The sequence below is a fragment of the Enterococcus sp. RTP21361st1_A6_RTP21361_211029 genome, assembly GCF_040910045.1.
Classification (GTDB): domain Bacteria; phylum Bacillota; class Bacilli; order Lactobacillales; family Enterococcaceae; genus Enterococcus_D; species Enterococcus_D gallinarum.
On record NZ_JBDGBK010000004.1, the window covers coordinates 18,963 to 44,768 of the forward strand.

The following is a 25,806-nucleotide window of genomic DNA, read 5'->3' on the forward strand; positions in this document are numbered from 1 at the left end:
TACGCTCTTTACTTTTGATTCTAAAACAAGCTATACTAACTACTAACAGCAAGTGAAAAGATAAAGGACGGATCAAACATGATAACGATCGCTGATTTAGATGCAACAGAAAAATTTGCCGAAGTGATTGGCAGAGTGGCCCTGCCTGGAGACAATTTGGTGTTAACTGGGGAACTGGGAGCCGGTAAAACGACGTTGACCAAAGGGATCGCTCGAGGTCTGGGGATCAGTCAACTGATCAAAAGCCCAACCTATACGATTATTCGTGAATATACTGAAGGTCGGTTGCCACTCTATCATATGGATATTTACCGGGTAGAATTTGGCGCATCAGACTTGGGATTAGATGATTATTTTGAAGGTGATGGTCTTTCTGTGATCGAGTGGGGAAATCTTCTGGAAGAGTCTTTACCGGAAGATTATTTGGAACTGATTTTGGAAAAAGATAATACAGAAGAGCAAAAACGCTTTGTGAAATTGCTTACATTTGGTCCGAAAGCTGAGGCTTTCCAACAGCGTATTTTGGCGCAATGGGAGGCAGATAATGAGTGAAATTCACTTGACGTTGCGTGAGGCTCGGGGCGAAGATGCGGCAGAACTCTTGGCAGTCAGTCAAAAGATTGGTCAAGAAACTGACTTTTTGGTCATGGATGAAACAGGCCTCGCCCTGCCTGAAGCAATGTTGGCACAGCAACTAGAAAGCTTGTATGAACAAGACAATCACCTCCTATTGTTAGCTCTTGATGGAGAACGAATTATTGGTATGGCTTCTATCAAAGGTTATTCGGAATGGCGCATGGCCCATGTAGGAGAAATAGGTCTATCGATTTTAAAAGACTATTGGGGAATGGGACTAGGGTCACTTCTTTTAGAAGAATTGCTTGAATGGGTCAGTGAAGTAGGGTTGTTGACACGCTTGGAGTTGACGGTCCAAGCGCGCAATGAACGAGCTATCCATTTATATCAAAAGTACGGATTTGAAATTGAAGGTTGTATGAAACAAGCCGCCCAAACAAAAGATGGGCAACGAATTGATGTTCTAATGATGGCAAAACTAGTTGATGAGGAGTGAGAAGGATGATCCTGCTTGTTGAACCGGCCCTAGCAGACAAAGAACAGTTAACAGCTTATCGCGCATCATTTTTAGAAGACAATGAAACTATCCACGGAGGTTCTGGGCTAGAAACAGCGGAGACAATCGAAAAATGGCTTGAACTGCAAGAAGCCTACAAATCACCGGCAACTGTTCCTGCTAGTCATGTCATTAGTCGGGTTTATCTTGCAAAACAAGCAGATACAGTCATCGGAATCTTGAATCTGCGGCTAGAGCTCAACGACTATTTGCTGCAGCAAGGCGGTCATATCGGTTATTCTGTGAAAAAAACGTATCGCCAAAAAGGATATGGGACAGCAATGCTTGCTCAATCCTTGTCGATTGCCAAAAGCTTCGGAATAGAAAAAGTACTGGTGACATGCGATGCTCACAATCAAGCATCTGCTAAGGTCATTGAAAAAAATGGTGGTCAATTAGAAGATATATGGATCGATCCGGTAAATGGGAATAGTACTCGTCGTTATTGGCTTTCAACAAATAACTGAAAGACAAAAGAGTAAGAAAGTAAGAAGAAAAGTAAAAAACTGATACTCATTTTACGAGTACCAGTTTTTTTAATGGGTCGATCCCGAAATCGTTTTCTTGACGTAATAAGATCTGAGCACAGGCACGACTATCTTCAAGGGCGTCGTGGTGATTCAGCAAAGGAATCTGCAGCTGTTGGCAGACAGTATTCAGCTTGTGATTCTCGAATTCAGGATAGAGTTTGCGGCTTGTACGTACTGTACAGAGTGAAAGATAATTTGGCTGTTCTATCCCATAGTAATCAAGACATCCAGCTAAAACGCCAGTATCGAAACCAGCATTGTGGGCAACGATCAGACTGTTGAGATTATAATATTGCTGGATTTGTTTCCAAATGTCAGGAAATTTAGGAGCATTGACGACGTCTTCCGGATGAATGCCATGGATTTGGATATTTTTCCAAAAGAAATCTGTCTCCGGCTGGATCAACGTGTAGTATTCTCCAACAATTTTACTGTCCCGAACCATGACTAATGCCAATGAACAAGCACTGTGCTTTTGATAATTGGCTGTTTCAAAGTCCATTGCGATAAAATTCATTGCCTTCACCTCAAAGCTATTCTAGCACAAATCTTTGAAATGAAAAGATACAAGATTTTTTTGGCAGGATGGCCGATAGGACACAGCGAAAGAATATGGTAAGCAATTAGTTTAACTGCAATTCGACGGGGCAATGATCACTGCCTAAGATTTCTGTATGGATTTTTGCATCAACCAGGCGGTCATTTAAATCGTCTGAAACAACGAAGTAATCGATGCGCCATCCAGCATTATTTTTGCGCGCATTAAACCGGTAACTCCACCAAGAATAAATCCCTTCAGCATCGGGATAAAAGTAGCGGAAAGTATCCGTAAAGCCTGCTGAAAGTAAGGTTGAAAATTTTTCCCGTTCTTCAGGAGTGAAGCCGGCGTTTTTTTGGTTGGTTTTCCAGTTTTTAAGATCAATGTTTTGATGAGCGACGTTCAAGTCACCGCATAGGATAACTGGTTTTTGCTGTTTCAGATCGGTCAGATAGGCACGAAAAGCATCTTCCCATGTCATGCGATAATCGAGACGACGCAATTCATTTTGGGCGTTTGGTGTATAGCAAGTGACTAAAAAGAATTCGGGGTATTCCAGGGTGATCACCCGGCCTTCGGCATCATGTTCCTCGATGCCAATCCCATAATGGGCAGCAAGTGCCGGTTCTTTAGCAAAGATCGCTGTACCAGAGTATCCTTTCTTTTCTGCATAATTCCAGTATTGCGTGTATCCTGGCAGATCCAACTCGATCTGCCCTGCTTGCAGCTTCGTTTCTTGCAAACAAAAGAAGTCTGCATCGAAGGTCTCAAAGGCTTCTAAAAAGTTCTTTTTGACGATTGCTCGTAAGCCATTCACGTTCCAAGAAATAAATTTCATATTTGTCCTCCTCGGTTCAACTATATTTTCCATTCTACCGAAAAAAAGTGTAAGATTAAAGCAAGACGTAACGTTTAGGAGGAATCAGTCATGAAGATCGGTGTTATCGGGTTAGGAAATATTGCACAAAAAGCATACTTGCCAAGTTATATTGCATTGCAGGATCAAGCGGATTTTTATTTTGCCACCCGGCGTGAATCCGTTCAGAAAGAATTGCAGCAACGTTATCGGTTGGCGCATATGTACACCAATTTAGACGAGCTGATCGATCAGGGAATCGAGGCTTGTTTCATTCATACAGCTACTGGCAGCCACTATGAGTTGATCAAAAAATGTCTGACAGAAGGAATCCATGTCTTTGTCGATAAACCGGTCAGCGAGAATTTTGCTGAAGTAGAAGAATTGTTTGCTCTAGCTAAAGCAAAACAAAAGTTGTTGATGGTCGGCTTCAATCGCCGCTTTGCCCCGATGGTCGATCAATTAAAACAAATTCCGGATAAGCGGATGATTTATCTGTCAAAACACCGGCAAGCTGCTAGTCATGATACCAAGTATGTGATCTATGATCTCTTCTTACATTTGGTGGATACTGGTGTCTATTTATTGGATGAACCGATCATCGCGCATACTAGTCAGATCAAAGAATCAGCGGATGGATTGGAGACGGCCACACTGATCTTGGAAACAGCACATACAACGGCGATTTTGACGATGGATCTCAAGAGTGGTGCCAATACGGAAGATTACCGGATCACCGCCAAAAGCGGAACCTATGATGTGAGGAATTTGACTGCTCTTACGGAGTATGTGGAGGGGAAAACGGTGGAACATGAGTTTGGCGATTGGGAAACAACGTTGAACAAACGAGGGTTCTATCCATTAGTTTCGGCATTTATTGCAGCAGTCGCCGATCCAACAGCTATCGATCTGCGCCAAGCGCAAGTGATAGACAGTCACCAGCTTTGCCAAGAAATGATCGCTGCCAATCATCGGGCAAAAAGTGATTCTTTAGAGAAGTAGCAACTTTTCAATGAACATGCTAAAATAAGGAAGATGTTTAATGTGAAAGGACTCTTTCTTGTGAATAAAGAATTAATGATCAAGCAATTTCCAGAAATTGCGTTACTAAAAGATGAAGCTTTATTGAATTATACGTATACGAAAACAGGAGGGCCTGCAGATATCCTGGCTTTTCCCAAATCAGCAAAAGAAGTAGAACAAATTGTCGCCTATTGTCGAGAAACTGATACTCCTTGGTTGGTCTTAGGCAATGCTAGCAACTTGATCGTTCGTGATGGTGGGATTCGCGGTGTTGTGATCATGCTATCAGAAATGAATCAGATAACGGTAGAAGATACCACTTTGATCGTCGAAGCAGGCGCGAAGCTGATCGATACAACGTATGTGGCACTCCATGAATCGTTGACAGGATTTGAGTTTGCTTGCGGGATTCCAGGAAGCGTCGGGGGAGCGGTATTTATGAATGCCGGTGCTTATGATGGTGAGATTCAAGATATTTTTGCGTCCTGTGATGTCTTGCTCGCAGATGGACGCGTCGTGACTATGATGAAAGAAGAGATGGCGTTTTCTTATCGCCACAGTACGCTTCAAGACCAACATGCGATCATTCTGTCGGCTCGTTTTGATTTGGCGCAAGGGGATCAAGATCAAATCAAGAAACGAATGGATGAGTTGACGGAACTCCGTCAGCTGAAACAACCATTAGAATATCCTTCTTGCGGCAGTGTCTTCAAGCGGCCTGTTGGTCATTTCACTGGCAAGTTGATTCAAGACGCCGGTTTACAAGGATTGAAATGGGGCGGCGCGCAAATTTCTGAAAAGCATGCTGGCTTCATCGTCAATGTCGATCATGCTACAGCGACGGACTATGTGGAACTGATCGCTCATATCCAACAAGTGATCAAGGAGCGATTTGATGTCCAGTTAGAGACAGAAGTGCGTATTATCGGAGAAGAAGCAAAATAATTCAACATGTTCGTAATTGTGACAACGTCTGATGACAAATCGATATCTGAAGAATGAATGTATTGCAAGGCTTCGTAAGGCATCGTTGCGATGTATCGAGAACCTATAGCATTACTTGAATCTTTCAGAACGGTTGTTTATTTGGACAGTTGTCACATTTTTTATTAAAAAAGGCAATGGGAAGGCTGTACTATTTGTCTACCCATTCCGTCTTGGCTACAATAAAGAAAAGGGGAAAATGGAGGGATAGTATGAAAAAGTGGTTGGGTATTGGCTTGTTGGTTGGGCTATTCTTTTTAACCGGTTGTACGAAATTACCGCAGGATCAGTTTGCTGATGGGTTAACAGTACAAAAAGATATGAATGCTGGTGACTTTAGCGTGACGATCGATACATTTGAATTTGCTGGCGAGGACAGCCAAAATTCACAAGAAAGCATGATCGCAGGGATGATTTTCTCCCAGTTGGCGGGAACCAAGATCACAGGAAATTTTGTTGAAGATCCAAAAAGCAAAAATATTCGTTTGGATGCCTCACTGTCTTCTGGAGAAATCGATGTTCCACTGAATCTTTTGATCGATGGCAAGAGCCATGACACCTACCTTTCAGCAGAAATCGTTGAGGCAATGAGCAATCTGTTTGCATTTGATACATTCGGTACATCGGATACATTTGATAGTAGCGAAACGCCAGATACGACGGGGAAAGATAAATATATTCGTCTGTCACCAGATGAGATGTCAGATCTTGACACGGACCAGCTATTGAACAATAGCTTATTTTCTTCTGAGACATTGGCAGAGTATGTCAAAACGTTGGATCGTGAATCTTTTAAAAGAGATGGTGACACCATCACGCATACATTCACAAAACAAGAGCTGTTGGACTTTGTTGACTATGCCAAAAAACAAAAGGCAGACACTAGTGAGATTACGCAGTGGGAAGATCTGCTGAAAGACAGTGAGCGTATTGATTTGACTGTATCTGTCAATGCAAAGAAACAAAACCAAAAAGTTGTGATGAACATGACCCAATCTGGCGAGCTGCCTTTGGCTATTGGGATCACGTTTACTATCAGCGGCAAACAAAGTGATGAAAAAGTCCAGTTACCTGCTTCAGAAAATGTCGTTGATCAGCAAGAGTTTTTTGATTCCTACCAAGAAGACTCTTTTTGGGATGACAGTTATTACGGCGATGATCCCCTCTCTGATGAAGATTGGACAAATTATACGCTAACAGACGAGGAGTTTGACCAATTATTAGAGATGGTTGCCACTGATCTACAGGGCATGACGGATGAAGAAATCGCTGATTTTTTGTTGATTTATGAAGACTTACTGACCGAAGAACAGTACCAGCGTTTGGCTGAGGCATTGCAAGTAAGCCAAAATTTATGAGCAGCATAAAGGAACACTAAAAAAAGAGCCATTGAAGCAAGCTTATCAAGCTGCTTCAATGGCTCTTTTTATTTGAAGTTCTTTCAAATGAATCAAAAACGTGGCTTTTTCGTCAATCTCAGTAATACAGAAGCAACAGCCATGGTCGCAATTCCTGCAACGATCGCCTCTGGGATACCTTGTGTCAAAATAACGCCAAGGATGGCGGTATAGACGGCAGTTCCGGCATTACCGATCGCAGCGGCATATTCTTGTTGGAATAAAAAGTAGATGAGGTTCATCACGAGAATCGTATTCGTCAATCCTCCAGCGATTCCAGCAATCAGCAACGAAGTGCTTTGCCGCTTGTTTTGCCACATTTTCTGGCAGGCTTTAAAGACAAAATAAGGGACGATTCCGATCAGAATGCGAGGAATCAGAGCAACCAAGATCGCTTTCCAACTTCCATGATCCATGCCATAGACTGGGACAAATGGCGAGAACACAAAAGAAAGCGGCGAGATGATCCACGTTGAACGGACCATACTAATGATGCCAAAAGCCCCTCCCAGAAAGCCGCCGATCCGTGGTCCTAAAATGATGGAAGCAATGATCACGGGAATGTGCATCGTAGTAGCATTGATCGGACCTAAAGGAATGAACCCTAGAAAAGGAACGGATGCTAAAAGAATCAAGATCCCCAGGAAAAATGCAGTTAAAACTAAATCAAAAGTGGCTATTTTTTTCATGTTAGACTCCTCGTACTTCCAATGCTGCAACAGCTTGTTCAACGATCGCTTCCACGGTCGCCAGCGCGCCGCGGCCGAAATCCCCGCAAGCCAACAAGGCTTCGCGAGGAGCGATCTCTTGATAACCGACCTCTTTCAAAATGGCTAGATTTCGTTGCACGATTGGATTTTGATACATATTGGTATTCATCGCTGGTGCAATCAGTTTTGGTACCTCCGCAGTCAATGCCAAAGCGACCGTTGAGATCAGATCATCTGCTAAACCATGAGCCAATTTACCAATTAAGTTGGCACTGGCTGGCGCGATCAAGAAAAGGTCCGCTTGCTTCGCTAATTCGATATGGTTGATCCGGTCAGGTTGGCGTTCTTGCATCACATCCACATGGATTGGTCGCTTAGATAATGACTGGAGAGTCAATGGTGTGATGAATTGCGTACTATTAGCAGTCATCATCACGTCGACTGCATACCCTCGTTTTGTCAACTCATTCGCGATATCCGCTGCTTTATAAGCGGAGATACTTCCGCTAATACCTAATAATACATGTTTTTGTTTCATTTTAATTCCTCCTTATCCAAGGGGCTCTTCATTTTTCAATAATGTATCTACGATCAATGCGGCAATTTCTAGCTTAGTATGGCCGGTACCGATTTTTTTATCGGCAGTTAGTAAGTGACCAATATGCTGATCTTCTTTGATCGTAGTCAAGTCATTGGCCAAGACATAATCTGCTTGATTTTTAGCTAGACTATCACGGGCTACTTGAAAAAGTGTTTCTTCCGAAACATCGACTAATAATTTGAAACCCACCAACTTTGTCTGAGGTTGTTTTGCTTTGATTCGCTGGATCACTTTAGGTGTTTTCTTTAAGACCATCACTAGATGATCAGTATTCGAAGAGAGTTTGCCTGACTGTTCCATTGACTGTGCTACTAATGTCTCTAACAACTCAGGAGATACTTGGTTGTCAAATTGTGGAAGCAGCTGATTGATCGCTGTCAAGAATGCTTCTTGTGACCAACTGTTATCAGGTGTGAAATCACTGACCGCCATGCTGTGGATCACTGCAAAGTAAGTATGTGCCGATAATAAGGACTCAAGACAATTCAGTAATCCAAGAGTGCCTTCGATAGAGTGGACCGTCAATCGTGAATCGTTAGCTGGCTGTTTTGCTTGACGAGTTGTGACATAATCAATTTCAATCCCTTTTTCTAATAACGCTTCAGCGATGGCTTTGCCTAATGAACCTGTTGAATGATTCGTGATCGACCGTACTGAATCAATTTTTTCGGAAGTTCCGCCGGCAGTGATCAATATTCTCATGTTTCTGATGCCACCTTGACGATTGTCCGACCTTGATGGGTACCGGCTAATAAGGATGCGAGTGTTTCCGGCAATGTTTCAAAGGTAATCTCATGACTATGCAGCTGATCTGCGACATACCAGCCTGTTGCTAGACGTTGCCAAAGTTCGTTACGAGTGGCAGTGTCAACATTGACCGAGTCAATACCGATCACGCGGATGCCGCGAAGAATAAAGGGTAAAACCGTCGTTTCGATGTTGATACCCCCAGCATTTCCGCATAAAAAGGCACCGCCGCCGTAACGGATTTGCGGCAATAATGCGGAAAGAAGGGAACCACCGACGGTATCAATAACTGCCGCTACTGTCTGCTTCGCCAGCGGTTTGATTTTTTCTGGTTGCCAATCAGCTGGATCAGTGATTTTGGTTGCTCCTAGTGCCAATAACCAGTCTGCCTCTTTTTTACGAGAAAGTGCGACGATGTTTGTATAGCCTAACTTATGCAACAATGCGATGCTGATACTTCCGACACCTCCGGAAGCTCCGGTAATGACGATCGGCGCTTCTTTTTCAAGGGCAAGTTTTTCAAGTTCGGTGACAGCCAGTGCCGCAGTAAAGCCAGCAGTACCATAACGCATACTATCTTTAGCCGATAAGGTTTCTGGTCGTTTGATCAGCCAATCAGCCGGTACCCGTTGGTATTGGCTGAAGCCACCGGGATGAGAAACACCTAGGCCGTAACCTGTCAGCAGTACTTGGTCGCCGGTTGAAAAATCCGGACTTTGACTTTCAATGACTTCACCAGCCAAGTCGATGCCTGGTGTCATCGGATAAGTACGGATAACACCGCCATTTTCTTTAGCTGCTAAAGCATCTTTATAATTGACATCGGAATAAGCGACTTTGACAAGAACGTCTCCCTCAGGTAAATCTGTCAGTTTGCAGGTCTTTAAAGTGGCAGTAAATGTTGGTTCATTTGTTACGATATAAGACGAAAATTCTGTCATTCAAGGCAACTCCTTTAATGGTTTGAACTCATGATACCATAATCTGGTTGATTTTTAATCATTGTTGCGAAACAGATGATTATTCATGAGACAATTTCTTCGTTAGAATGAGAGAAGAGCATTGAGAGCTACTGAATGAAAACGGCTAAATAAAGGCATTATGTGACAGCTGCCCATTGGCTGCAGCTCATTTAGTCAATAAGAAAGCTTCGAAAAATTCTCTTCAAAAAAGGTAAAAAAAGACTTGTTTTTTTTAGAAAAGTTTGTATACTGGAAAAAGTGAAATTAAACTTGAAGTTTACTATTAGCAAACTTTTTTGTGGGAATTTTTTACTATATTTTTGATCGAGGGGGAATGTAGATGGAGATTGGCGAGAAGCTCCGCAATTTGCGGGTCCAAAAAAATCTGACACAAGAAGAATTAGGGGAACGAACCGATTTATCCAAAGGGTACATCTCCCAATTAGAAAGGGATTTAAGTTCACCTTCAATGGAAACTTTTTTTACGATTTTAGAAGTCCTTGGAGTGACCCCGGAAGAATTTTTCCGTCAAGAAAATGCAGACCATCAAGTGGTCTATCGAGAAGAAGACAGTACGAGTTATTATGATGAAGAAAATGGCTATGAACTGCGGTGGCTGATTCCAGACTCGAATGAAAAAGAGATGGAGCCAGTCGTGTTGACTTTTGAGAAAGCCGGCGAGTATAAGACATTTGAACCTTCTTTAGCGGAAACATTTATTTATGTTTTGGAAGGAACGATTGCACTGAGCCTCGGGGAATCAGAATACAAAGCACGTAAGGGACAGTCCATTTATTACCAAGCAACAGAACCGCATCAATTGAGAAATATCGGCCGGCAAAAAAGTCGCGCCTTGATCGTTGTAACTGATTCTTATTTATGATTTAGGGGGAAAAAGTGTGGGAAAAACAATTATTTCGTTCAATAACGTGGTCAAGCGATTTGATGACGATGAAACCGTCTTGAAAAATGTTAGTTTTGATATTGAAGAAGGGCGTTTTTATACGCTTTTAGGTCCTTCAGGATGTGGGAAAACCACGATCTTACGGATCATTGCCGGATTTTCCGAAGCAACAGAAGGCGATGTTTACTTTGATGGCCAGCGTATCAACGATGTTCCGGCAAATCAGCGACAAGTTAATACTGTCTTTCAGGACTATGCGTTGTTTCCACATATGAACGTGTTCGAGAATGTGGCTTTTGGCTTACGGATCAAGAAGCTGCCGAAAGACGAAGTCACAAAGAAAGTCAAAGAAGCATTGCGATTGGTCCAACTTCCAGGTTACGAAAATCGTGAGATCAGTGAAATGTCCGGTGGACAGCGTCAACGGGTGGCGATTGCGCGAGCGATCGTCAATGAGCCGAAAGTTTTACTCTTAGATGAGCCTTTGTCAGCTTTAGACTTGAAATTACGAACAGACATGCAGTACGAATTGCGGGAACTGCAGCAGCGATTAGGAATTACCTTTATCTTTGTGACCCACGATCAAGAAGAAGCATTAGCGATGAGTGATGAGATCTTCGTCATGAATAAAGGAAAGATCATTCAAAGTGGGACACCGGTAGACATTTATGACGAGCCGATCAATCATTTTGTGGCGGACTTTGTCGGCGAAAGTAATATCGTGAATGGCACGATGATCGATGATAATTTAGTCGAGTTTGTCGGCAAACGCTTCGAGTGCGTGGATGGCGGTATGCGGGCGAATGAACCCGTTGAAATCGTGATCCGCCCAGAAGATCTAAGTTTGACCACCGCTGAGAAAGGGAAATTGATCGTTGAGGTAGACACGCAATTGTTCCGCGGCGTACATTATGAAATCATTTGTTACGATGAACAAGGCAATGAATGGATGGTCCATTCGACTAGAAAAGCCAAAGAAGGCAGCAAGATCGGTTTGTTTTTTGAGCCTGAAGACATTCATGTCATGCGTTTCAATGAATCAGAAGAAGATTTTGATGCTCGTTTAGAGAGCTACGAAGATTAGGAGGGAGCACATGACGAAAATGCGTCGTTTCTATGCAATACCCTATGTCTTTTGGTTATTGCTATTTGTTATCGCACCAGTATTATTGATCGTCTATCAGTCCTTTTTCGATATGGATGGGAATTTTTCACTGGTCAATTATCAAAGTTATTTAGGTTCCGGCAAGTATTTGATCATGACATTGAACTCCGTGTGGTATGCCTTTTTGATCACATTGATCACGTTGGTCATCAGTTATCCTACGGCTTACTTTTTGACAAAACTACGTCATAAAGACTTATGGTTACTGCTGATTATTTTACCTACATGGGTCAATTTGCTGTTAAAAGCCTATGCCTTTATTGGTATTTTTGGAATTCATGGCAGCGTCAATCATTTTTTGGAGATCACGGGTGTCGGACCAAAACAGATTTTGTTCACCGATTTTAGCTTTTTAACGGTAGCGGTCTATATTGAGCTGCCCTTTATGATCATGCCGATTTTCAATGCACTAGAGGAGATGAATCCTTCATTGATTAGTGCGAGCCGTGACTTAGGAGCGAACAGCTATGAGACTTTTCGCCGGGTCATTCTGCCTTTGTCATTGAACGGCGTCAAAAGCGGCGTACAAGCAGTTTTCATTCCTTCTCTTTCACTCTTCATGCTGACACGTTTGATTGGAGGAAACCGTGTAATCACGTTAGGAACTGCGATTGAGCAGCATTTCCTTGTGACACAAAACTGGGGCATGGGTTCGACGATCGGTGTGATTTTGATTATTGCTATGTTCTTAGTGATGCTCCTGACAGGTGAGAAGAAAAAAGGAGGACAACGAAAATGAAAAAATTCCGCTGGTCAAATCTTTATCTTGTCGTTGTCTTTATCCTATTGTACGTCCCAATTTTTTATTTGATTTTTTATTCCTTCAATGATGGCGGTACAATGAATGACTTTACTGGGTTTACCTTTGAACATTACCAGTCCGTCTTTCAAGATACACGTCTGATGATCATTGTATTGAATACCTTTATGCTGGCATTTTTATCCGCCCTTTTAGCAACAGTGATCGGCACGTTCGGTGCGATGGGGATCTACTATACGAAAAAACGGCGAACACGAACAGCGTTGTTAAGTTTGAACAATGTCTTACTGGTTTCTCCAGATGTCATCATTGGTGCCAGTTTTCTGATTTTCTTCACGATGATCGGAAATTTGTTCCGCGGCTTTAGCCTAGGTTTTTTTAGTGTGTTACTGTCTCATGTGGCCTTTAGTATTCCCATCGTTGTTTTGATGGTTTTACCAAAGCTACAAGAAATGAATGATTCCATGATTGATGCCGCTCGTGACTTAGGTGCCAATAATCTGCAAGTCATCAAGAACATTATTTTGCCGTTTCTGACACCGGGAGTCATTGCCGGCTATTTCATGGCTTTCACTTATTCACTGGATGATTTTGCTGTGACGTTCTTTGTAACAGGGAATGGCTTTAGCACACTTTCTGTAGAAATCTATTCTCGTGCCCGTCAGGGGATCAGCCTAGAAATCAATGCCTTGAGCACATTGGTCTTTTTATTCTCAATGATTCTAGTCGTAGGGTACTACTTTATCAGCAAAGAAAATGTGTCGAAAAAACTACGTAAAAATCGGCGAGCGGAGGTGGCAAATCTGCGATGAAAAGATTACAATCTTTGATCATAGGAATTGTCGCCATCATTTTGGTACTGCTGTTTGGTGTACGGGAGTTGGAACATTCTTCAGGAATGGCGGGCGCCAAAGTTTTGAATATCTATAACTGGGGTGATTATATCGATCCAGATCTTTTGAAGAAGTTTGAGAACGAGACCGGTTATAAGGTCAATTATGAAACCTTCGATTCCAATGAAGCGATGTTTACGAAAATTCAGCAAGGAGGAACGTCCTATGACATTGCCATCCCAAGTGAATATATGATCCAAAAAATGATGGAAGAGCACTTGCTGAAACCTCTTGATCACAGCAAGATCAAAGGGCTAGACAATATTGATCCCCGCTTTTTGGATTTAAGTTTTGATCCTGACAACCGCTATTCGATCCCATATTTTTGGGGGACTCTTGGTATCGTCTATAATGATAAATTTTTTGCTGAAGGTGAAATCAAGGAATGGGATGATCTGTGGAAACCAGAACTAAAAGACAGTATCATGCTGATCGATGGCGCGCGGGAAGTCATCGGTCTAGGGTTAAACAGTTTGGGGTATTCATTGAACAGCAAAGACGACAAACAGCTTACAGCAGCCTTCAACAAATTGCGCAAAATGACGCCAAACATCAAAGCAATCGTAGCAGACGAAATCAAAATGTATATGGCAAACGAAGAAGCCTCTGTCGCTGTGACTTTCTCGGGAGAAGCAGCCGATATGATGTATGAGAATGAACATATCCATTATGTGATCCCATCCGAAGGATCCAATCTTTGGTTTGATAATATGGTTATTCCCAAAACGTCAAAAAATGAAGAAGGGGCCTATGCATTTTTGAACTTTATGCTTGAACCAGAAAATGCTGCCCAAAATGCTGAGTATATCGGTTATTCCACACCAAACAAAAAAGCACTCGCGTTATTGCCAGATGAAATCACGCAAGACAAACAGTTCTATCCTTCAGATGAGCTGATGAAGCATTTGGAAGTCTATGAAAATCTAGGCGCCCAATATTTAGGCATTTATAATGACCTATTTTTGGAGTTGAAGATGTACAGGAGATAATGGTAAAACTCAGTAAGAATGGGGATTTATCAACGTTCTAAAGAGCTAAAAATCGTCCTTTTTCTATCTGAGTTTTCCAATTTTCTACCAAAAGCGGCTGAAAAGCCGCTTTTTTTGTGTTATTTTATTTTTTCTACCACGTTTTTCTACCAGAGATACTTTGCTAGAAAAGCTTTGCGATAGAGATTTTTACCAGACGATGTTGAAAATAAAAAGACAGAAACGCTTGACCGTATATAGGCGTTCATCTATATTGTATATAGATAATTATCTATATACAATTCAATAGGAGGTCCTCCATGGAAAACTATGAACAGATTGCTACCATCATGAAAGCCTTAGCTGATCCAAAAAGGCTGAAAATTGTTGACTTACTTTCTACAGCTGACTCTCTTTGTGCATGTGAAGTGTTGGAGCATTTTGACTTTACTCAACCGACATTATCACACCACATGAAGCTTTTAGAGAAGGCAGGAATTGTCAAAGTAACGAAAAAAAGTCAATGGCATCATTACGCTTTACAGGAAGATTTTGTTGAGGATTTCCTAGTAATTTTGAAGGAACTTCTTATCAAAGAAAAATCAATTAGCTAGTAAACGATAGGAGTCTTATGAATGAACAATGTATCTACGGAAGTAACTGAAAAACCTGCAATAAATTTTTTCGAGAAGTATCTAACAGTTTGGGTATTGTTATGTATGGCAGCAGGCATGCTAATCGGAAAGTTTTTACCTAGTGTCGCAGACCGATTAGAAAGCTATCAAGTATTAAATACAAATATTCCAATTGCCGTTTTAACTTGGGTTATGATTTTCCCAATGATGATGAAAATCGATTTTAAATCAATACTGAACGTCCGAAAAACATATCAGGGGATTATGATCTCTAGCATTACAAGCTGGCTAATTAAGCCGTTCTTGATGTTTGGCTTAGCCTCTTTCTTCTTTTATGTTGTTTTTAGCAATTTTATCCCAGCAGACTTAGCAAAAGACTATGTGGCTGGAGCGGTTTTGTTAGGGGCAGCGCCATGTACCGCTATGGTATTTGTTTGGTCAAACCTTACAAAAGGTGATCCAGCACATACCTTGGTTCAAGTATCAATTAACGATTTATTAATCATTGTCCTATTTGTACCAATTGTTTCTTTTCTTTTAGGAGTAAATAATGTGTTTGTACCATGGAATATTCTCTTTGCTTCTGTACTACTATTTGTGCTAGTACCGTTAGTTGGTGGGGCATTGACGAGATACTTCATGATAAAACGTAAGGGAATTGATTACTTTAACAATCGCTTCTTACCAAAGTTTGACTCCATTACAACGATTGGCTTGTTATTGACATTGGTAATCATTTTTACTTATCAGGGGGATATTATTTTAAACAATCCGTTTCACGTTCTCATGATTGCCGTGCCTTTAGTCTTACAAAATATTATTACCGCAAACTTTGCTTATTTTACTTGTAAATGGACAAAACAGCCTCATAATGTGGCAGCTCCAGCAGCTTTGATTGGTGCTTCAGACTTTTTTGAGTTATCGGTTGCCGTAGCAATTACGCTTTTCGGTGTCAATTCACCAGTTGTGCTAGTGACAACAGTTGGTGTTCTGACAGAAGTGCCTGTTATGTTGTTATTAGTAAAATTGATCAATGGAACGAAAGATTGGTTCCCGACAAAAGGAGAAAATGAATGAAAAAAATCTATTTCTTATGTACGGGCAATTCCTGTCGAAGCCAAATAGCGGAAGGATTTGCTAAAAAATACTTAGATGATTCTTGGGAGATTCGAAGTGCTGGCGTTGAAACTCACGGCTTGAATCCTAGAGCGGTGTCTGTAATGGAAGAATCTGGAATCGATATTTCGAATCAAACATCTGACTTGATTGATTTGGACTACTTTAATCAGTCCGATAGGATTATTACTCTTTGCGGTGACGCAGCAGATAAGTGTCCCATGATTCCAAAGGAAAGCACACACCTTCATTGGGATTTAGTAGACCCTGCCAAAGCGAAAGGATCTGAGGCAGAAATTAGAAGTGCCTTTCGAAACACAAGAGATGAAATCAAAAAGAGAATGATTGAATTATCGCAGCAGTTAAATGTGTAATTCAAAAAGGGAGCGGGGTAAGGTATGTGGACTTGGATTAGCGACCAATTACTAAAAATGGTTTGGCTAAATGATTTGATGGGGAAATTAATTGAGCGTTTTGGGCTTTCGCTAGACAGCAAGATAGGGGCAAGTCTTCAGTTCTTTCTGTTTGATACAATTAAGATTTTTATTTTATTAACGATATTAATTTTTGTTATGGGGTACGTTCAGACTTTTTTCCACCTGAAAGAACCAAGGTATTGTTGGGTGGATTAAAGGGGTGGAAAGGCAATTTACTGGGGGCACTTTTGGGAACAGTTACGCCTTTTTGTAGTTGTTCTAGCATTCCAATCTTTATTGGGTTTACAACCGCTGGATTACCGTTAGGAGTAACCTTCTCCTTCCTTATTTCCTCACCCATGGTTGATATTGCGTCAATTATCATGTTAATGTCTTTTTTTGGCTGGAAATTTGCGGTAGCTTATGTTCTTTTAGGATTACTGCTAGCTGTAATTGGAGGTACACTCATTGATAAATTACACCTAGAGAATGAAATTCAAGATTATATTCGCGAAATGGAGGAAGGTCTTAGCCAAGTTGAAACCTATACCATTAAGAAAAGAATGGCTTATGGTTGGGGGCAAGTGAAAGAGGTTGCCAGTAAAGTCTGGCTTTATGTATTAATTGGAGTTGGGATTGGTGCGCTCATTCATAATTGGATTCCAACCAGTTTTATTCAAAGCATTCTAGGTAATAATAATCCATTTGGCCTGATTATTGCGACCTTAATTGGGGTACCTATTTATGCAGATATTTTTGGTGTTCTCCCGATAGCAGAAGCGCTATTCTCAAAAGGGGTGCCAGTGGGAACTTTAATGGCTTTCATGATGTCTGTCACAACGTTGTCTTTGCCATCACTAATCATGTTAAGTAGAGTGGTTAAACCTAAACTGTTAGGGATCTTTATCACAATTTGCATTGTAGGTATTCTATTGATTGGCTTTATTTTCAATAGTGTAGCTTTATAAAAAGATAAGGGGATTAGAAAATTATGGAAATTAAAATTGTAGGTTCAGGGTGTAAAAACTGTCAAAAATTAAAAGAAAACGTGGAAACAGCAGTATCAGAGTTAGGTATGACACCAACAATTACAAAAGTCGAAGATATGGCTGAAATCGTGAAAGCTGGTGTGATGAAGACTCCAGGGTTGATTATTGATGATAAATTAGTTGTTAGTGGCCGGGTTGCAAAACCAAAGGAAATTAAACAGCTATTGCAAGAAGTTTGAAAGATATCATTTATATAAAAATCACTGGATGTTTCGAGATATTCGAAAGAAGTACAAAATAATACTGTAAAGACAAACTCCAGGTCGGGTTTCGCCACAAGCGAATCACCCGATCTGGAGTTTTGTCTATTGCAGGAAGGCGTAGCCGGACTGCATGAATAAAGCCACCGGTTCTAACAGGGGGCTAACAGGGGGCTAACAAAGAACAGGAAACTGTGACAACTACCCATTGGGGAGTGTCCTAGCAGTATTTTCTTTGTCACGTGCTTATCAATCTTGTCACCTTATTTTGATGATGGATACGCTGCGTTTAACAGACGTTCTTTCTCGACTTCCATCACGAATGGCAGATAAAGATATTGTTGTTCTAGTAGATATTGATTGTCCTCTGTGTACTGATAAGAAGCTGTTTCTTTTGAATAGACCAACGGGGCAATTCGCACATCTCCGGTTGATTGATTGATCGAGTATTGACTGATACAAGGGAAGGAAGCAAGTTTCAAAAATATCTTTCCCCATTGTGTTTTAAAATAGTTACAGCTTCCTAGCGACCTGTAGAGAGACAGCAAAAGTCTTTGTCTACAGGTTTTTTTGTCTTAGAAAAGAGTCGCTGAGACAATTGGAAGCAGCTGCCCTGCAGAAGAAATACTAAGCAGTACTAGGTCGAAACAAGAAATAGTCCCAAACAAAGCGCTATCCTATAAAAACTAAATATACAACGCGTCAGTTACAGTAACTTTTTTTGAAAAGGGTCATGGGTTTATAGCCGTAGTTTTTAGAATGAATCAGCTAATTCGAAGATAATAATATGGAATTTTCTAGAAATTATATATGTCTTTTTGACTATCTTTTTATATCTCCTTAAATGTCCGCAAAGCCTTATTTTATAGGCTCTACGGGCATTTTGCTTTTGTGGTAAACCTCACATATCTAGGTCTATCTTCTTATATTTTCGCTATCAAGCGTGGTTAAAATCGTGGTAAATACTTCTATGCGATTAGACGCTGAACCTCTGATTTTGCGGTATCTATGGACGCATGAGCGTACCAGTTCATTGTGATACTGATATTTGAATGTCCCATGATATACTGTAAATCTTTTGGGTTCATGTTCTTGCTTGCCAGTCTTGTGCAGAACGTATGACGTAGCGTATGCGGTGTGATATGTGGCAAGGGATTGTCTTTGTGGTGCTTGTTGTATTTCTTTACCATACGGACAAATAAGGCGTTGTAATCAATCGCAACTTTTGGCTTGCCCTTATGATTGACAAATAGGAAATTGCCCCGTCCGTCTATCACAAATGGTTCTGCCTTTGGGCGTTTCTTCATAACCCGTTGAAATGCCTGTATCGTTTCTCTGCTTAATGGTACTTGCCTTATTCCGCTTTTCGTCTTAGGCGTTTCAATATAATAGCCTTGTTCCTTGCTCTTTAGTAACTGGTGGTCGATAATCACAACTTCATTCTTGAAATCAATATCGGCTACTGTCAGTCCGCACAGTTCCGAGATACGAAGTCCTGTCTTTAACAGTATCAGCACATCATCATAATGCTTGTGATACACATTGTCCGTCTTAATAAATGACAATAAGGCTTGTTCCTGTTCCTCTGTCAATGCGACTTTCTCTTTGGTATCATTTTCTAGGACTTCATTTAACTTGAAATCAAAAGGGTTCTTCCTTACGCAATCGTCTTGTATGGCGATATAGAATGACGCTTTTAACGAGCGTTTATGGTTGTTAATGGTATTGTAGGAAAAGCCTTTGTCTTTCATGCGTAACGCCCATTCTTTAGCGTCAGAGGGTTTTATCGTATCAATGCTCCTAGCACCTAACTTATCCTCTTTCAATAACCGCATGAGTTGTTCCCGTTGTTTCATTGTGCTTTTCTTCACATTTGCCCTCTGTGCGTTCTGTTTGGCATAGAGTTGGCAAAGCGTCATTTTCTTGCCTGTGCTGTCGATACCGTCCTCAATATCCCGTCTTATCTGCTGTTCCAGTTCTCGAAGTGAGGGTTTTTCCCGTTTTCCCTTTGGTGTCGGGTCTATGGGTGTCAATCTCCAAGCATACACATATTTTGTGTTTCCAAATGCGTCCACATATTTATATAAGTATTTTCCGTCTGTTCGTTGGCTCTCTCCAGTATGCAGGATACGACCTTTGTTATCCCGTCTTTTTTCTTTCATGGTGTCTGCTCCTTTCCTTGTTGGAAAGAGCCTTGATATGATTTGTATTCATCATAGCACATACAAGGCTCATTTGCATTAGATTGCGTCCAATTTGTCAATAACCTGTTCAAACTGTCGGCGTTTAATCTGTATGCGGTTGCCATTTATAATGAGCCAGCCAGCGTCCTTGTTTTCCTCTGCCAATCGTCTTAACTTGTTTTCTCCGATACGGAAATACTTTGACGCTTCCTCAATGGTAAGGGTGTATTTTTCCCATACGGGAATATCCTGTGCATTACTCATAAAACACCCCCTCACTTTCGATTACATCTGCTATATCCGTACACATCTGTTCCACAAGCATTTCCTGTTTTTCGGAAAGGTGGGTACATTCATCAATCATTTTCATGTAGTTTGAGCCTGTCAGCCTGTCGATTTCCTCTATCATCACGATTGACGGCATGACCTGTCTTTTCAGCCATTGCAGAGTGCGTTCCATATTGACAGGTACGGGGTTCATTTCAAAAGGTAAACTGTCATGGGAAATGAATATCTCCCACAGCGGATAGTCGGGAAATTGCACAAAATCAGTAATAAGGTGAAACACCAGCCCATGAGGGTTATATGTCAATAACAATTCCTCAACTGCCTGTACTGCCTTTTTATCACGCAGACGAATTTCAAAACGGTTGATAATATCCGTATGTTTCTTTTTGGTTGCCTGTTCCTTTTGTTTTTCATACAGGCAGAAATATTTTGTGCTTGCCTTTGAGCCGATATAAAGGGTACTTGCTAAATTACGGTTTTTTCCGCTTAGTTTTCCACCTTGCACATTTTCATAGTTTTTACAGCGACATTCCGCACCGCCATTTTTGTATTTTTCAGACAAAACGGGAATATCCAGCAGACCGCACATATCATTGATTGCCAAGTCAAAACGTCGGATAACACCGCCACAGTCAAGACAGCGGTTTAAGAATGAATACCAATCTCTGTTCTGTGTCTGTAAAACATATTCCATGTTGCGTGAGCCTGCTCCTTTTAATTCCAAGAATACGCCCATGTGTTCATCATCAGAAGCCATAACCTTGATTTCCCCGTAGGCGTAATGCTCTTTATAGCCATAATATCCATAGTCATAATGGATAAAATAATCTGCTTTCATGCCAAGCACCTTTCGGATAATTTCCAATGCGTCAGTCGTTGGAAAACGGACAGACAGATAATCAACGAGCAGATAAAAAGGCTTATCGCAGATATAGTAATTCAGACAACGCAGGATAATATTTTGTGTTTCCTTACTGGCGTTGGCTTTTCCGTTCTCAAAGCGGTTGATACTATATCTTGATACATGGGTAAGACTTGCAAGTTCTTCTTGTGAAAGACCGCTTGCAAGACGTTTGTTCTTCATTTCAAGTGCAAATTCTAAATTGTTCATTGTATTCCTCCAATCCCACAATAGCCTTGAAATACCTGTAAACCACCATTCAAAAGAATGTGAAGTTACTATCTTCTTAAAACTCCTCATTACTCCTTACAGCTTTGGGGTTGTATGGTTTTTGACTTGTCTTTTGTGAAATAGTGCCCCCCTGTTAGATAACGGGGGCACAGACAAGGCTCGCAGGCTCGCCAGCCGACAAAGCATTTCTTCCCCTTGACACAAGGTGTCATGGCGGTAAGCCTGAGAGGCTTCCGCCACCGTGTCAGAAATACTTTGTCAGCAAGTTCTGTTTTGCCTTTTCTAACAAGTTCCATTTCAACCGATATTCATATCTACGGATTTAATCAGATAGGTATTTCTTTTTGAATGTTTTTATATTTCATTCTATTGTGCTTATTCGATTACAAGAACATAGTAATTCTTATATGCTTATTTGTCAATATCTTTTTTTGCCTTTACAAATCATATTAAGCATGATAGACTTATAATAGCGAAGATATAACGAGATATGGAGGGTTATGCAATGAAAATAAGCCATTTAGGAAATAATATACAGACCATAAGAAAATTTAGGGGAATGAAACAACAGGAACTTGCGGACAAAATTGGTATCAATATGCAGAGCCTTTCCAAGATTGAAAGAGGGTTGAACTATCCTGCCTATGAAACGCTGGAAAAGATAATGGAAGTGCTGGACGTTACGCCCAATGAATTGTTGTCGGGAGAATGGAAGTATGTCAATCAATCTGAAAAGGAAGTCTGTCAGTTTTTAAGAGCCGAAGAACGTCTAAATGCAGAACTGAAACATGGACACTATGATAACTTCTTTGACAGCGAGGAAGAATGGCTGGAATATGAGTTAGAAAAGTTACGGGAATATATTACAGACTATATCAACGGGAAAAGCATTGAAGCGTCCGACCTTTACCCAATCAAAGAATTTATCCAGCATTTGAAGTTTCAAAAATTATTAGACCGCTATGATGATTTATACAGTATGGATATGTTTGGGGAAAGCATAGAGGGACATAAGTATAAGACACCTTATCAAGTCGTGAAAATGATAAACCCGAACTCAAAAGAAGATATGGAACTGTTACGAGAAGTATTAAGGAATAACAATTTTGATGATGAGGACGAGTAACTTTTTTCCTCTTGCGAGAAGATACAGCAAACAAAAAGCCCGATCAAGAGTGCAAAGCACCACCAATGGTGGCAAAGCTCTTGACAGGGCTTTTTCTTTTCTGTTGTGGGCAATCAAGAGGAAGAAAGGGATAAAATCTGATTTGTGGTAAATCAGGCAAAGGCAACGCAGGTATCACAGTATGAATTGACACCGCATAAGGAAAGCAACTGGAAGATTGTAGAATAAATGAAAAAGGCTTGCATTCTGCATTTTTATAAAATTGCAAGTCTTTATATTGACAAGCATAAAATACTAAGATATACTTTAATCAGACCAACGGTTTGTATTGGAGGTAAGTTATGGCACGAAATAAATATCCAGAAGAAACAGTAAAACTCATTTTAGATGTTTCTACAAAAATGTTTTGTGAAAAAGGATATGATAACACATCATTGCAAGATATTATCAATGAAACAAAACTTTCTAAAGGTGCTATTTATCATCATTTCGATTCAAAGGAAGATATTTTAAAAGCAATTTTTCAAAGAATTGGAAATGAAAATGCAGTAATATTTGCTAAAATTAGAGATAACGATAGTTTAAACGGTTTAGAAAAGTTAAGAGAAATATTTAAGACAGCGGTATTCAATTCTAACCAAAGCGTTTTATTGACAGTTTCTCCTCAACTATTAAACAATCCTCGTTTTCTTGCTATGCAAATAGAACAAATGTATGAAATTGTAGTACCTGAATTTGTTGAACCCGTTTTAGAACAAGGTATCAAGGATAAGTCTTTGGAGATTGAAAATTCACATGAAATTGCAGAAGTTATCATGGTATTAAGTAATGTATGGCTCAACCCATTAGTTGAAATGACGGATAAAGAGGGTATGGAAAAACGTTGCAATACATTCAATGCCCTTTTAAATGGAATAGGCATAGACACATTATTAGACGAAGAAACAATTTCTGCATTTATACAGTTTTGTAAATAACTGTATTTGTTATCCCTATACGATAGACTGCTCTATAAAAGAGCAGTTTATTTAAACCATTATATAAACCGACGGTCTGTTTGATTAAATAAAAAGGAGAGATTTTATGCAAGCAGAAAAAAAACTTTTTAATCGTGATTTTATACTTGTTGTTATAGGACAGATAATTTCTTTATTTGGAAACGCTATCCTACGATTTGCATTACCGTACTATTTGTTAAAAGAAACTGGTTCATCAGCTTTGTTTGGTATTGTTACAGCCTGCTCTTTTTTACCTATGGTTATTTTGTCGCTGGTAGGTGGTATTATTGCTGACAGGACAAATAAAAGAAACATTATGGTCATACTAGATTTTGTAACAGCAATCATAATTTTAGTATTTTATTTGTCATTGGGAAAAATTCCTATCATACCTTTGTTTATTGTTGCTTTGATGTTACTTTATGGTATTTCTGGTGCATATCAACCAGCGGTACAAGCAAGTATTCCTCTATTGGTATCATCAGATAAACTTACCGTCGGTAATGCTATAATAAATCAAGTAAATACTTTAGCAAACTTTATCGGACCAGCTATAAGCGGAGTAGTTTTTCAATTTTATGGTATCAATCCCATTTTAATTGTTAGTATTATATGTTTTACTTTTTCAGCCATTATGGAAATTTTTATCCATATTCCACACCAAAAAAGACCTCGTGAAGTAGGTGTAATTGCAGTTGCTAAAAACGATTTAAAAGATAGTTATACCTTTTTGAAAAAGGAGAAACCCATTTTTATATCCGTAATCTTTTTGGTTTGCATTTTCAATTTGGTTTTAAGTGCTGTTTTAATTGTTGGTCTGCCTATCTTAATTTCTGAAGTTTTAAAAATGCCAGATACACTATATGGTTTTTCACAATCAGCATTATCATTAGGTGGTTTATGTGGTGGTATTTTAACAGCTCTTGTTGCTTCAAAGTTAAAACTAAAAAACCTTTATACCTTGTTACTTATTTGTTCTGTTTCTGTTTTACTTATGGGAATTTCGCTATTTTTAGAATTGCCTGCAATAGTTTCCTACTGGGTAGTTACAGTGATGTGCTTTGTGGCTATGGGTGTATCTACTATGTTTGTTGTTCAAATTTACACTCTTGTTCAGACACAAACACCACCGCAATTAGTAGGAAAGATAATGGCTACGCTGGTAGCAGTTGCTATGTGCGGTCAACCTATTGGACAAATGGTTTACGGTATTTTATTCGATGTATTTATACAAGAAACATGGGTTGTTATGTTTGTAGCTTCTATTGCTTCAATCATGATTTCAATATATTCAAAAAGAATTTTTCAAAAGTTAGAGATATAATACAAGGGGTTAAATAGTATGTTAGGCTAAAAACAATATATAAAAGAAAATTTGAAATCTGCTAAAAGGATAGTGTTATAAAAGAAAGAGTAATATTGCAGTATTTAAGGCTCGCACAAATATATGTTTTGTGTGGGCTTTTTTCTTACCATTTTTCTGTATTTCTAAAGGGTATAAACGGTATTCCGTTTATATATTTCAGCATTAGCAGAAAGGGGGTGAGATTATGAGGACATCTTCTTTCGAGCATATCGTCAGATTACAGTTCAATTCTTTAATGCTGATTGTCATTAAGAACAAAGTGAAAAGTCGAAACAGACAGCTTGCAAGACATTCTAAACGTGAAGTATTGTTTTGTGAAATAGCCGAAACGAAACAAGTTGAACGTGGAACGATTGATACCTGTTTTTATGATTGTGTATCATTTAAAGTCTTGCACTTTACAATTTATGTATCTGATGAAACACTTGGTACAGTTTTACATAGACTGTCAGAAAAACAGCGTAGTGCGATTTTATTACGTTATTTTCAAGGAATGAACGACAGAGAAATTTCAGAACTGTACCATGTATCACGTTCTGCTATTTGCAGTAGAAGAACTAGAGGACTAAGGAAGTTAAAAATGCTTTTGAGCGAAAGGAAGTAAAGAAATGAGTAAAGATTATGGCTATCCCTCTTTTGAATTGATTTGCAAAGCGTCAAGCGGAGATGAAATGGCAGTTAAAGAGATTTTGAAGTTTTATGACGGTTATATTTCTAAATTATGCTTGCGTCCTTTTTACCACTCTGAAAGTGGTAAAATCATTATGCAGGTTGATGAAGAACTAAAAGGAGAAATTCATACAGACATGATGAAAGCAATATTGAAATTTGAAATCGGAGTGAAGTAATCAACTGTATAAAAAAATCGGGAGATACACAGTTTCGTGCTATCTCCCTTAGTAGTTTTACGGTCATATCAAGGCTCATTCAATCGTGGTAAATTCGTGGTAAGATGAGTGTTTTTCTATACTTCAAAATGCTTGAATGTATAGTGTTTATGCGGATAATTGAAAATTAGATATAAAATTTGGGAGAAATTATCGCATGAAATGACCCTTGATTGAGAACGCCATGAAAGGTGGGAGAAATGCAGTTGTGTATATAAGCGAAAGCTGTCTCTTCTTTCC

At 39.8% G+C, this 25,806-nt stretch carries 29 protein-coding genes and 3 pseudogenes; 22 read left to right on the forward strand and 10 right to left on the reverse strand.

Annotated features, from left to right (window positions below):
• The first annotated feature begins 78 nt into the window (after window positions 1-78).
• Genes tsaE through AB5Z52_RS01250 form a run of 3 tightly spaced genes read left to right on the forward strand, consistent with a single transcriptional unit; the run spans window position 79 to window position 1,599 of the window.
• A complete protein-coding gene (gene tsaE / locus AB5Z52_RS01240) occupies window positions 79-552 on the forward strand; it encodes a tRNA (adenosine(37)-N6)-threonylcarbamoyltransferase complex ATPase subunit type 1 TsaE (protein WP_003127460.1) in 474 nt (157 codons plus the stop codon).
• The gene (locus tag AB5Z52_RS01245; RefSeq protein ID WP_161667426.1) at window positions 545-1,072 is read left to right on the forward strand and encodes a GNAT family N-acetyltransferase; all 528 of its coding nucleotides are present in this window, start codon (window positions 545-547) and stop codon (window positions 1,070-1,072) included. Before tsaE ends, AB5Z52_RS01245 begins: the two co-directional genes overlap by 8 nt.
• Before the next feature lie 5 nt (window positions 1,073-1,077).
• Window positions 1,078-1,599 carry a GNAT family N-acetyltransferase gene (locus tag AB5Z52_RS01250; protein ID WP_005471730.1) on the forward strand — a complete coding sequence of 174 codons (522 nt, stop codon included), beginning with the start codon at window positions 1,078-1,080 and terminating at the stop codon, window positions 1,597-1,599.
• Window positions 1,600-1,645: 46 nt separating this feature from the next.
• Here the strand turns inward: AB5Z52_RS01250 and AB5Z52_RS01255 are convergent, their stop codons facing one another.
• Together AB5Z52_RS01255 and AB5Z52_RS01260 are read right to left on the reverse strand one after the other, a co-directional pair.
• Entirely contained in the window at window positions 1,646-2,179 is a 534-nt protein-coding gene (locus AB5Z52_RS01255) for a 3'-5' exonuclease (RefSeq protein ID WP_005471732.1), read from the reverse strand.
• Window positions 2,180-2,285: 106 nt separating this feature from the next.
• A complete protein-coding gene (locus AB5Z52_RS01260; protein ID WP_005471734.1) occupies window positions 2,286-3,038 on the reverse strand; it encodes an exodeoxyribonuclease III in 753 nt (250 codons plus the stop codon).
• Window positions 3,039-3,128: 90 nt separating this feature from the next.
• Here AB5Z52_RS01260 and AB5Z52_RS01265 point away from each other — a divergent pair, with 90 nt between their 5' ends.
• The 3 genes from AB5Z52_RS01265 to AB5Z52_RS01275 all read left to right on the forward strand — a co-directional run bounded on the left by AB5Z52_RS01265 (window position 3,129) and on the right by AB5Z52_RS01275 (window position 6,421).
• Window positions 3,129-4,058: a Gfo/Idh/MocA family protein gene (locus tag AB5Z52_RS01265; protein WP_003127467.1), complete on the forward strand. Its 930-nt coding sequence runs from the start codon at window positions 3,129-3,131 to the stop codon at window positions 4,056-4,058.
• 60 nt (window positions 4,059-4,118) lie between these two features.
• Window positions 4,119-5,024 carry a UDP-N-acetylmuramate dehydrogenase gene (gene murB, locus AB5Z52_RS01270; protein WP_003127468.1) on the forward strand — a complete coding sequence of 302 codons (906 nt, stop codon included), beginning with the start codon at window positions 4,119-4,121 and terminating at the stop codon, window positions 5,022-5,024.
• Window positions 5,025-5,275: 251 nt separating this feature from the next.
• On the forward strand, window positions 5,276-6,421 hold the full coding sequence (locus tag AB5Z52_RS01275; RefSeq protein WP_034706938.1) for a hypothetical protein: 1,146 nt from the start codon (window positions 5,276-5,278) through the stop codon (window positions 6,419-6,421).
• 92 nt (window positions 6,422-6,513) lie between these two features.
• Here the strand turns inward: AB5Z52_RS01275 and AB5Z52_RS01280 are convergent, their stop codons facing one another.
• The 4 genes from AB5Z52_RS01280 to AB5Z52_RS01295 are packed head-to-tail and all read right to left on the reverse strand — an operon-like array spanning window position 6,514 to window position 9,459.
• On the reverse strand, window positions 6,514-7,149 hold the full coding sequence (locus AB5Z52_RS01280) for an ECF transporter S component (RefSeq protein ID WP_003127470.1): 636 nt from the start codon (window positions 7,147-7,149) through the stop codon (window positions 6,514-6,516).
• Between the two features lies 1 nt (window position 7,150).
• Window positions 7,151-7,708: a phosphopantothenoylcysteine decarboxylase gene (coaC, locus tag AB5Z52_RS01285; protein ID WP_003127471.1), complete on the reverse strand. Its 558-nt coding sequence runs from the start codon at window positions 7,706-7,708 to the stop codon at window positions 7,151-7,153.
• Window positions 7,709-7,720: 12 nt separating this feature from the next.
• Window positions 7,721-8,473 (reverse strand): phosphopantothenate--cysteine ligase, encoded by a 753-nt coding sequence (locus tag AB5Z52_RS01290; protein WP_029487215.1) that lies wholly within the window; start codon window positions 8,471-8,473, stop codon window positions 7,721-7,723.
• Window positions 8,470-9,459 (reverse strand): acryloyl-CoA reductase, encoded by a 990-nt coding sequence (locus AB5Z52_RS01295; protein ID WP_029487214.1) that lies wholly within the window; start codon window positions 9,457-9,459, stop codon window positions 8,470-8,472. Before AB5Z52_RS01295 ends, AB5Z52_RS01290 begins: the two co-directional genes overlap by 4 nt.
• A gap of 361 nt (window positions 9,460-9,820) precedes the next feature.
• Here AB5Z52_RS01295 and AB5Z52_RS01300 point away from each other — a divergent pair, with 361 nt between their 5' ends.
• The 10 genes and pseudogenes from AB5Z52_RS01300 to AB5Z52_RS01345 all read left to right on the forward strand — a co-directional run bounded on the left by AB5Z52_RS01300 (window position 9,821) and on the right by AB5Z52_RS01345 (window position 17,565).
• On the forward strand, window positions 9,821-10,363 hold the full coding sequence (locus tag AB5Z52_RS01300; RefSeq protein ID WP_003127476.1) for a helix-turn-helix domain-containing protein: 543 nt from the start codon (window positions 9,821-9,823) through the stop codon (window positions 10,361-10,363).
• Window positions 10,364-10,379: 16 nt separating this feature from the next.
• Complete coding sequence (locus AB5Z52_RS01305; RefSeq protein ID WP_003127477.1) at window positions 10,380-11,468, forward strand: ABC transporter ATP-binding protein; 1,089 nt, start codon at window positions 10,380-10,382, stop codon at window positions 11,466-11,468.
• Between the two features lie 10 nt (window positions 11,469-11,478).
• Window positions 11,479-12,288 (forward strand): ABC transporter permease, encoded by an 810-nt coding sequence (locus tag AB5Z52_RS01310; RefSeq protein WP_029487213.1) that lies wholly within the window; start codon window positions 11,479-11,481, stop codon window positions 12,286-12,288.
• Complete coding sequence (locus AB5Z52_RS01315) at window positions 12,285-13,121, forward strand: ABC transporter permease (protein WP_003127479.1); 837 nt, start codon at window positions 12,285-12,287, stop codon at window positions 13,119-13,121. The genes AB5Z52_RS01310 and AB5Z52_RS01315 overlap by 4 nt, the downstream gene beginning before the upstream one ends.
• The gene (locus AB5Z52_RS01320; RefSeq protein WP_005471751.1) at window positions 13,118-14,191 is read left to right on the forward strand and encodes a PotD/PotF family extracellular solute-binding protein; all 1,074 of its coding nucleotides are present in this window, start codon (window positions 13,118-13,120) and stop codon (window positions 14,189-14,191) included. Before AB5Z52_RS01315 ends, AB5Z52_RS01320 begins: the two co-directional genes overlap by 4 nt.
• A gap of 299 nt (window positions 14,192-14,490) precedes the next feature.
• On the forward strand, window positions 14,491-14,784 hold the full coding sequence (locus AB5Z52_RS01325) for a helix-turn-helix transcriptional regulator (RefSeq protein ID WP_005471753.1): 294 nt from the start codon (window positions 14,491-14,493) through the stop codon (window positions 14,782-14,784).
• Window positions 14,785-14,805: 21 nt separating this feature from the next.
• On the forward strand, window positions 14,806-15,882 hold the full coding sequence (gene arsB / locus AB5Z52_RS01330; protein WP_029487212.1) for an ACR3 family arsenite efflux transporter: 1,077 nt from the start codon (window positions 14,806-14,808) through the stop codon (window positions 15,880-15,882).
• Window positions 15,879-16,295, forward strand: a complete 417-nt coding sequence (gene arsC, locus AB5Z52_RS01335; RefSeq protein ID WP_368243456.1) for an arsenate reductase (thioredoxin) — start codon at window positions 15,879-15,881, stop codon at window positions 16,293-16,295. Before arsB ends, arsC begins: the two co-directional genes overlap by 4 nt.
• Window positions 16,296-16,319: 24 nt before the next feature.
• A pseudogene (locus tag AB5Z52_RS01340) lies at window positions 16,320-17,305 on the forward strand (permease).
• A 23-nt stretch (window positions 17,306-17,328) separates the two neighbouring features.
• Window positions 17,329-17,565, forward strand: a complete 237-nt coding sequence (locus AB5Z52_RS01345) for a thioredoxin family protein (RefSeq protein ID WP_021149317.1) — start codon at window positions 17,329-17,331, stop codon at window positions 17,563-17,565.
• A 284-nt stretch (window positions 17,566-17,849) separates the two neighbouring features.
• Here AB5Z52_RS01345 and AB5Z52_RS01350 read toward each other — a convergent pair.
• The 4 genes and pseudogenes from AB5Z52_RS01350 to AB5Z52_RS01365 form a co-directional block, all read right to left on the reverse strand.
• Window positions 17,850-18,140: pseudogene (locus tag AB5Z52_RS01350) on the reverse strand (hypothetical protein); the annotation flags it as partial.
• 414 nt (window positions 18,141-18,554) lie between these two features.
• Window positions 18,555-19,748 carry a site-specific integrase gene (locus tag AB5Z52_RS01355; protein WP_070509558.1) on the reverse strand — a complete coding sequence of 398 codons (1,194 nt, stop codon included), beginning with the start codon at window positions 19,746-19,748 and terminating at the stop codon, window positions 18,555-18,557.
• 78 nt (window positions 19,749-19,826) lie between these two features.
• The gene (locus AB5Z52_RS01360) at window positions 19,827-20,033 is read right to left on the reverse strand and encodes an excisionase (RefSeq protein ID WP_070509556.1); all 207 of its coding nucleotides are present in this window, start codon (window positions 20,031-20,033) and stop codon (window positions 19,827-19,829) included.
• A complete protein-coding gene (locus AB5Z52_RS01365) occupies window positions 20,026-21,168 on the reverse strand; it encodes an XRE family transcriptional regulator (protein WP_070509552.1) in 1,143 nt (380 codons plus the stop codon). Before AB5Z52_RS01365 ends, AB5Z52_RS01360 begins: the two co-directional genes overlap by 8 nt.
• A 511-nt stretch (window positions 21,169-21,679) precedes the next feature.
• Here AB5Z52_RS01365 and AB5Z52_RS01370 point away from each other — a divergent pair.
• From AB5Z52_RS01370 to AB5Z52_RS01395, 6 genes and pseudogenes are all read left to right on the forward strand, one after another.
• Window positions 21,680-22,315 carry a helix-turn-helix domain-containing protein gene (locus AB5Z52_RS01370; protein WP_008788621.1) on the forward strand — a complete coding sequence of 212 codons (636 nt, stop codon included), beginning with the start codon at window positions 21,680-21,682 and terminating at the stop codon, window positions 22,313-22,315.
• Between the two features lie 135 nt (window positions 22,316-22,450).
• Window positions 22,451-22,543 (forward strand): annotated as a pseudogene (locus AB5Z52_RS01375) (conjugal transfer protein); the annotation flags it as partial.
• 113 nt (window positions 22,544-22,656) lie between these two features.
• Window positions 22,657-23,292, forward strand: coding sequence for a TetR/AcrR family transcriptional regulator (locus tag AB5Z52_RS01380; protein WP_022278536.1), 636 nt, complete (start codon window positions 22,657-22,659; stop codon window positions 23,290-23,292).
• A 106-nt stretch (window positions 23,293-23,398) separates the two neighbouring features.
• Window positions 23,399-24,637, forward strand: a complete 1,239-nt coding sequence (gene mef(H), locus AB5Z52_RS01385) for a macrolide efflux MFS transporter Mef(H) (RefSeq protein ID WP_070509550.1) — start codon at window positions 23,399-23,401, stop codon at window positions 24,635-24,637.
• Window positions 24,638-24,863: 226 nt separating this feature from the next.
• Window positions 24,864-25,283 carry a sigma factor-like helix-turn-helix DNA-binding protein gene (locus AB5Z52_RS01390; protein WP_022278534.1) on the forward strand — a complete coding sequence of 140 codons (420 nt, stop codon included), beginning with the start codon at window positions 24,864-24,866 and terminating at the stop codon, window positions 25,281-25,283.
• A gap of 4 nt (window positions 25,284-25,287) precedes the next feature.
• Window positions 25,288-25,527: a helix-turn-helix domain-containing protein gene (locus AB5Z52_RS01395; protein WP_008788617.1), complete on the forward strand. Its 240-nt coding sequence runs from the start codon at window positions 25,288-25,290 to the stop codon at window positions 25,525-25,527.
• Window positions 25,528-25,806 lie beyond the last annotated feature (279 nt).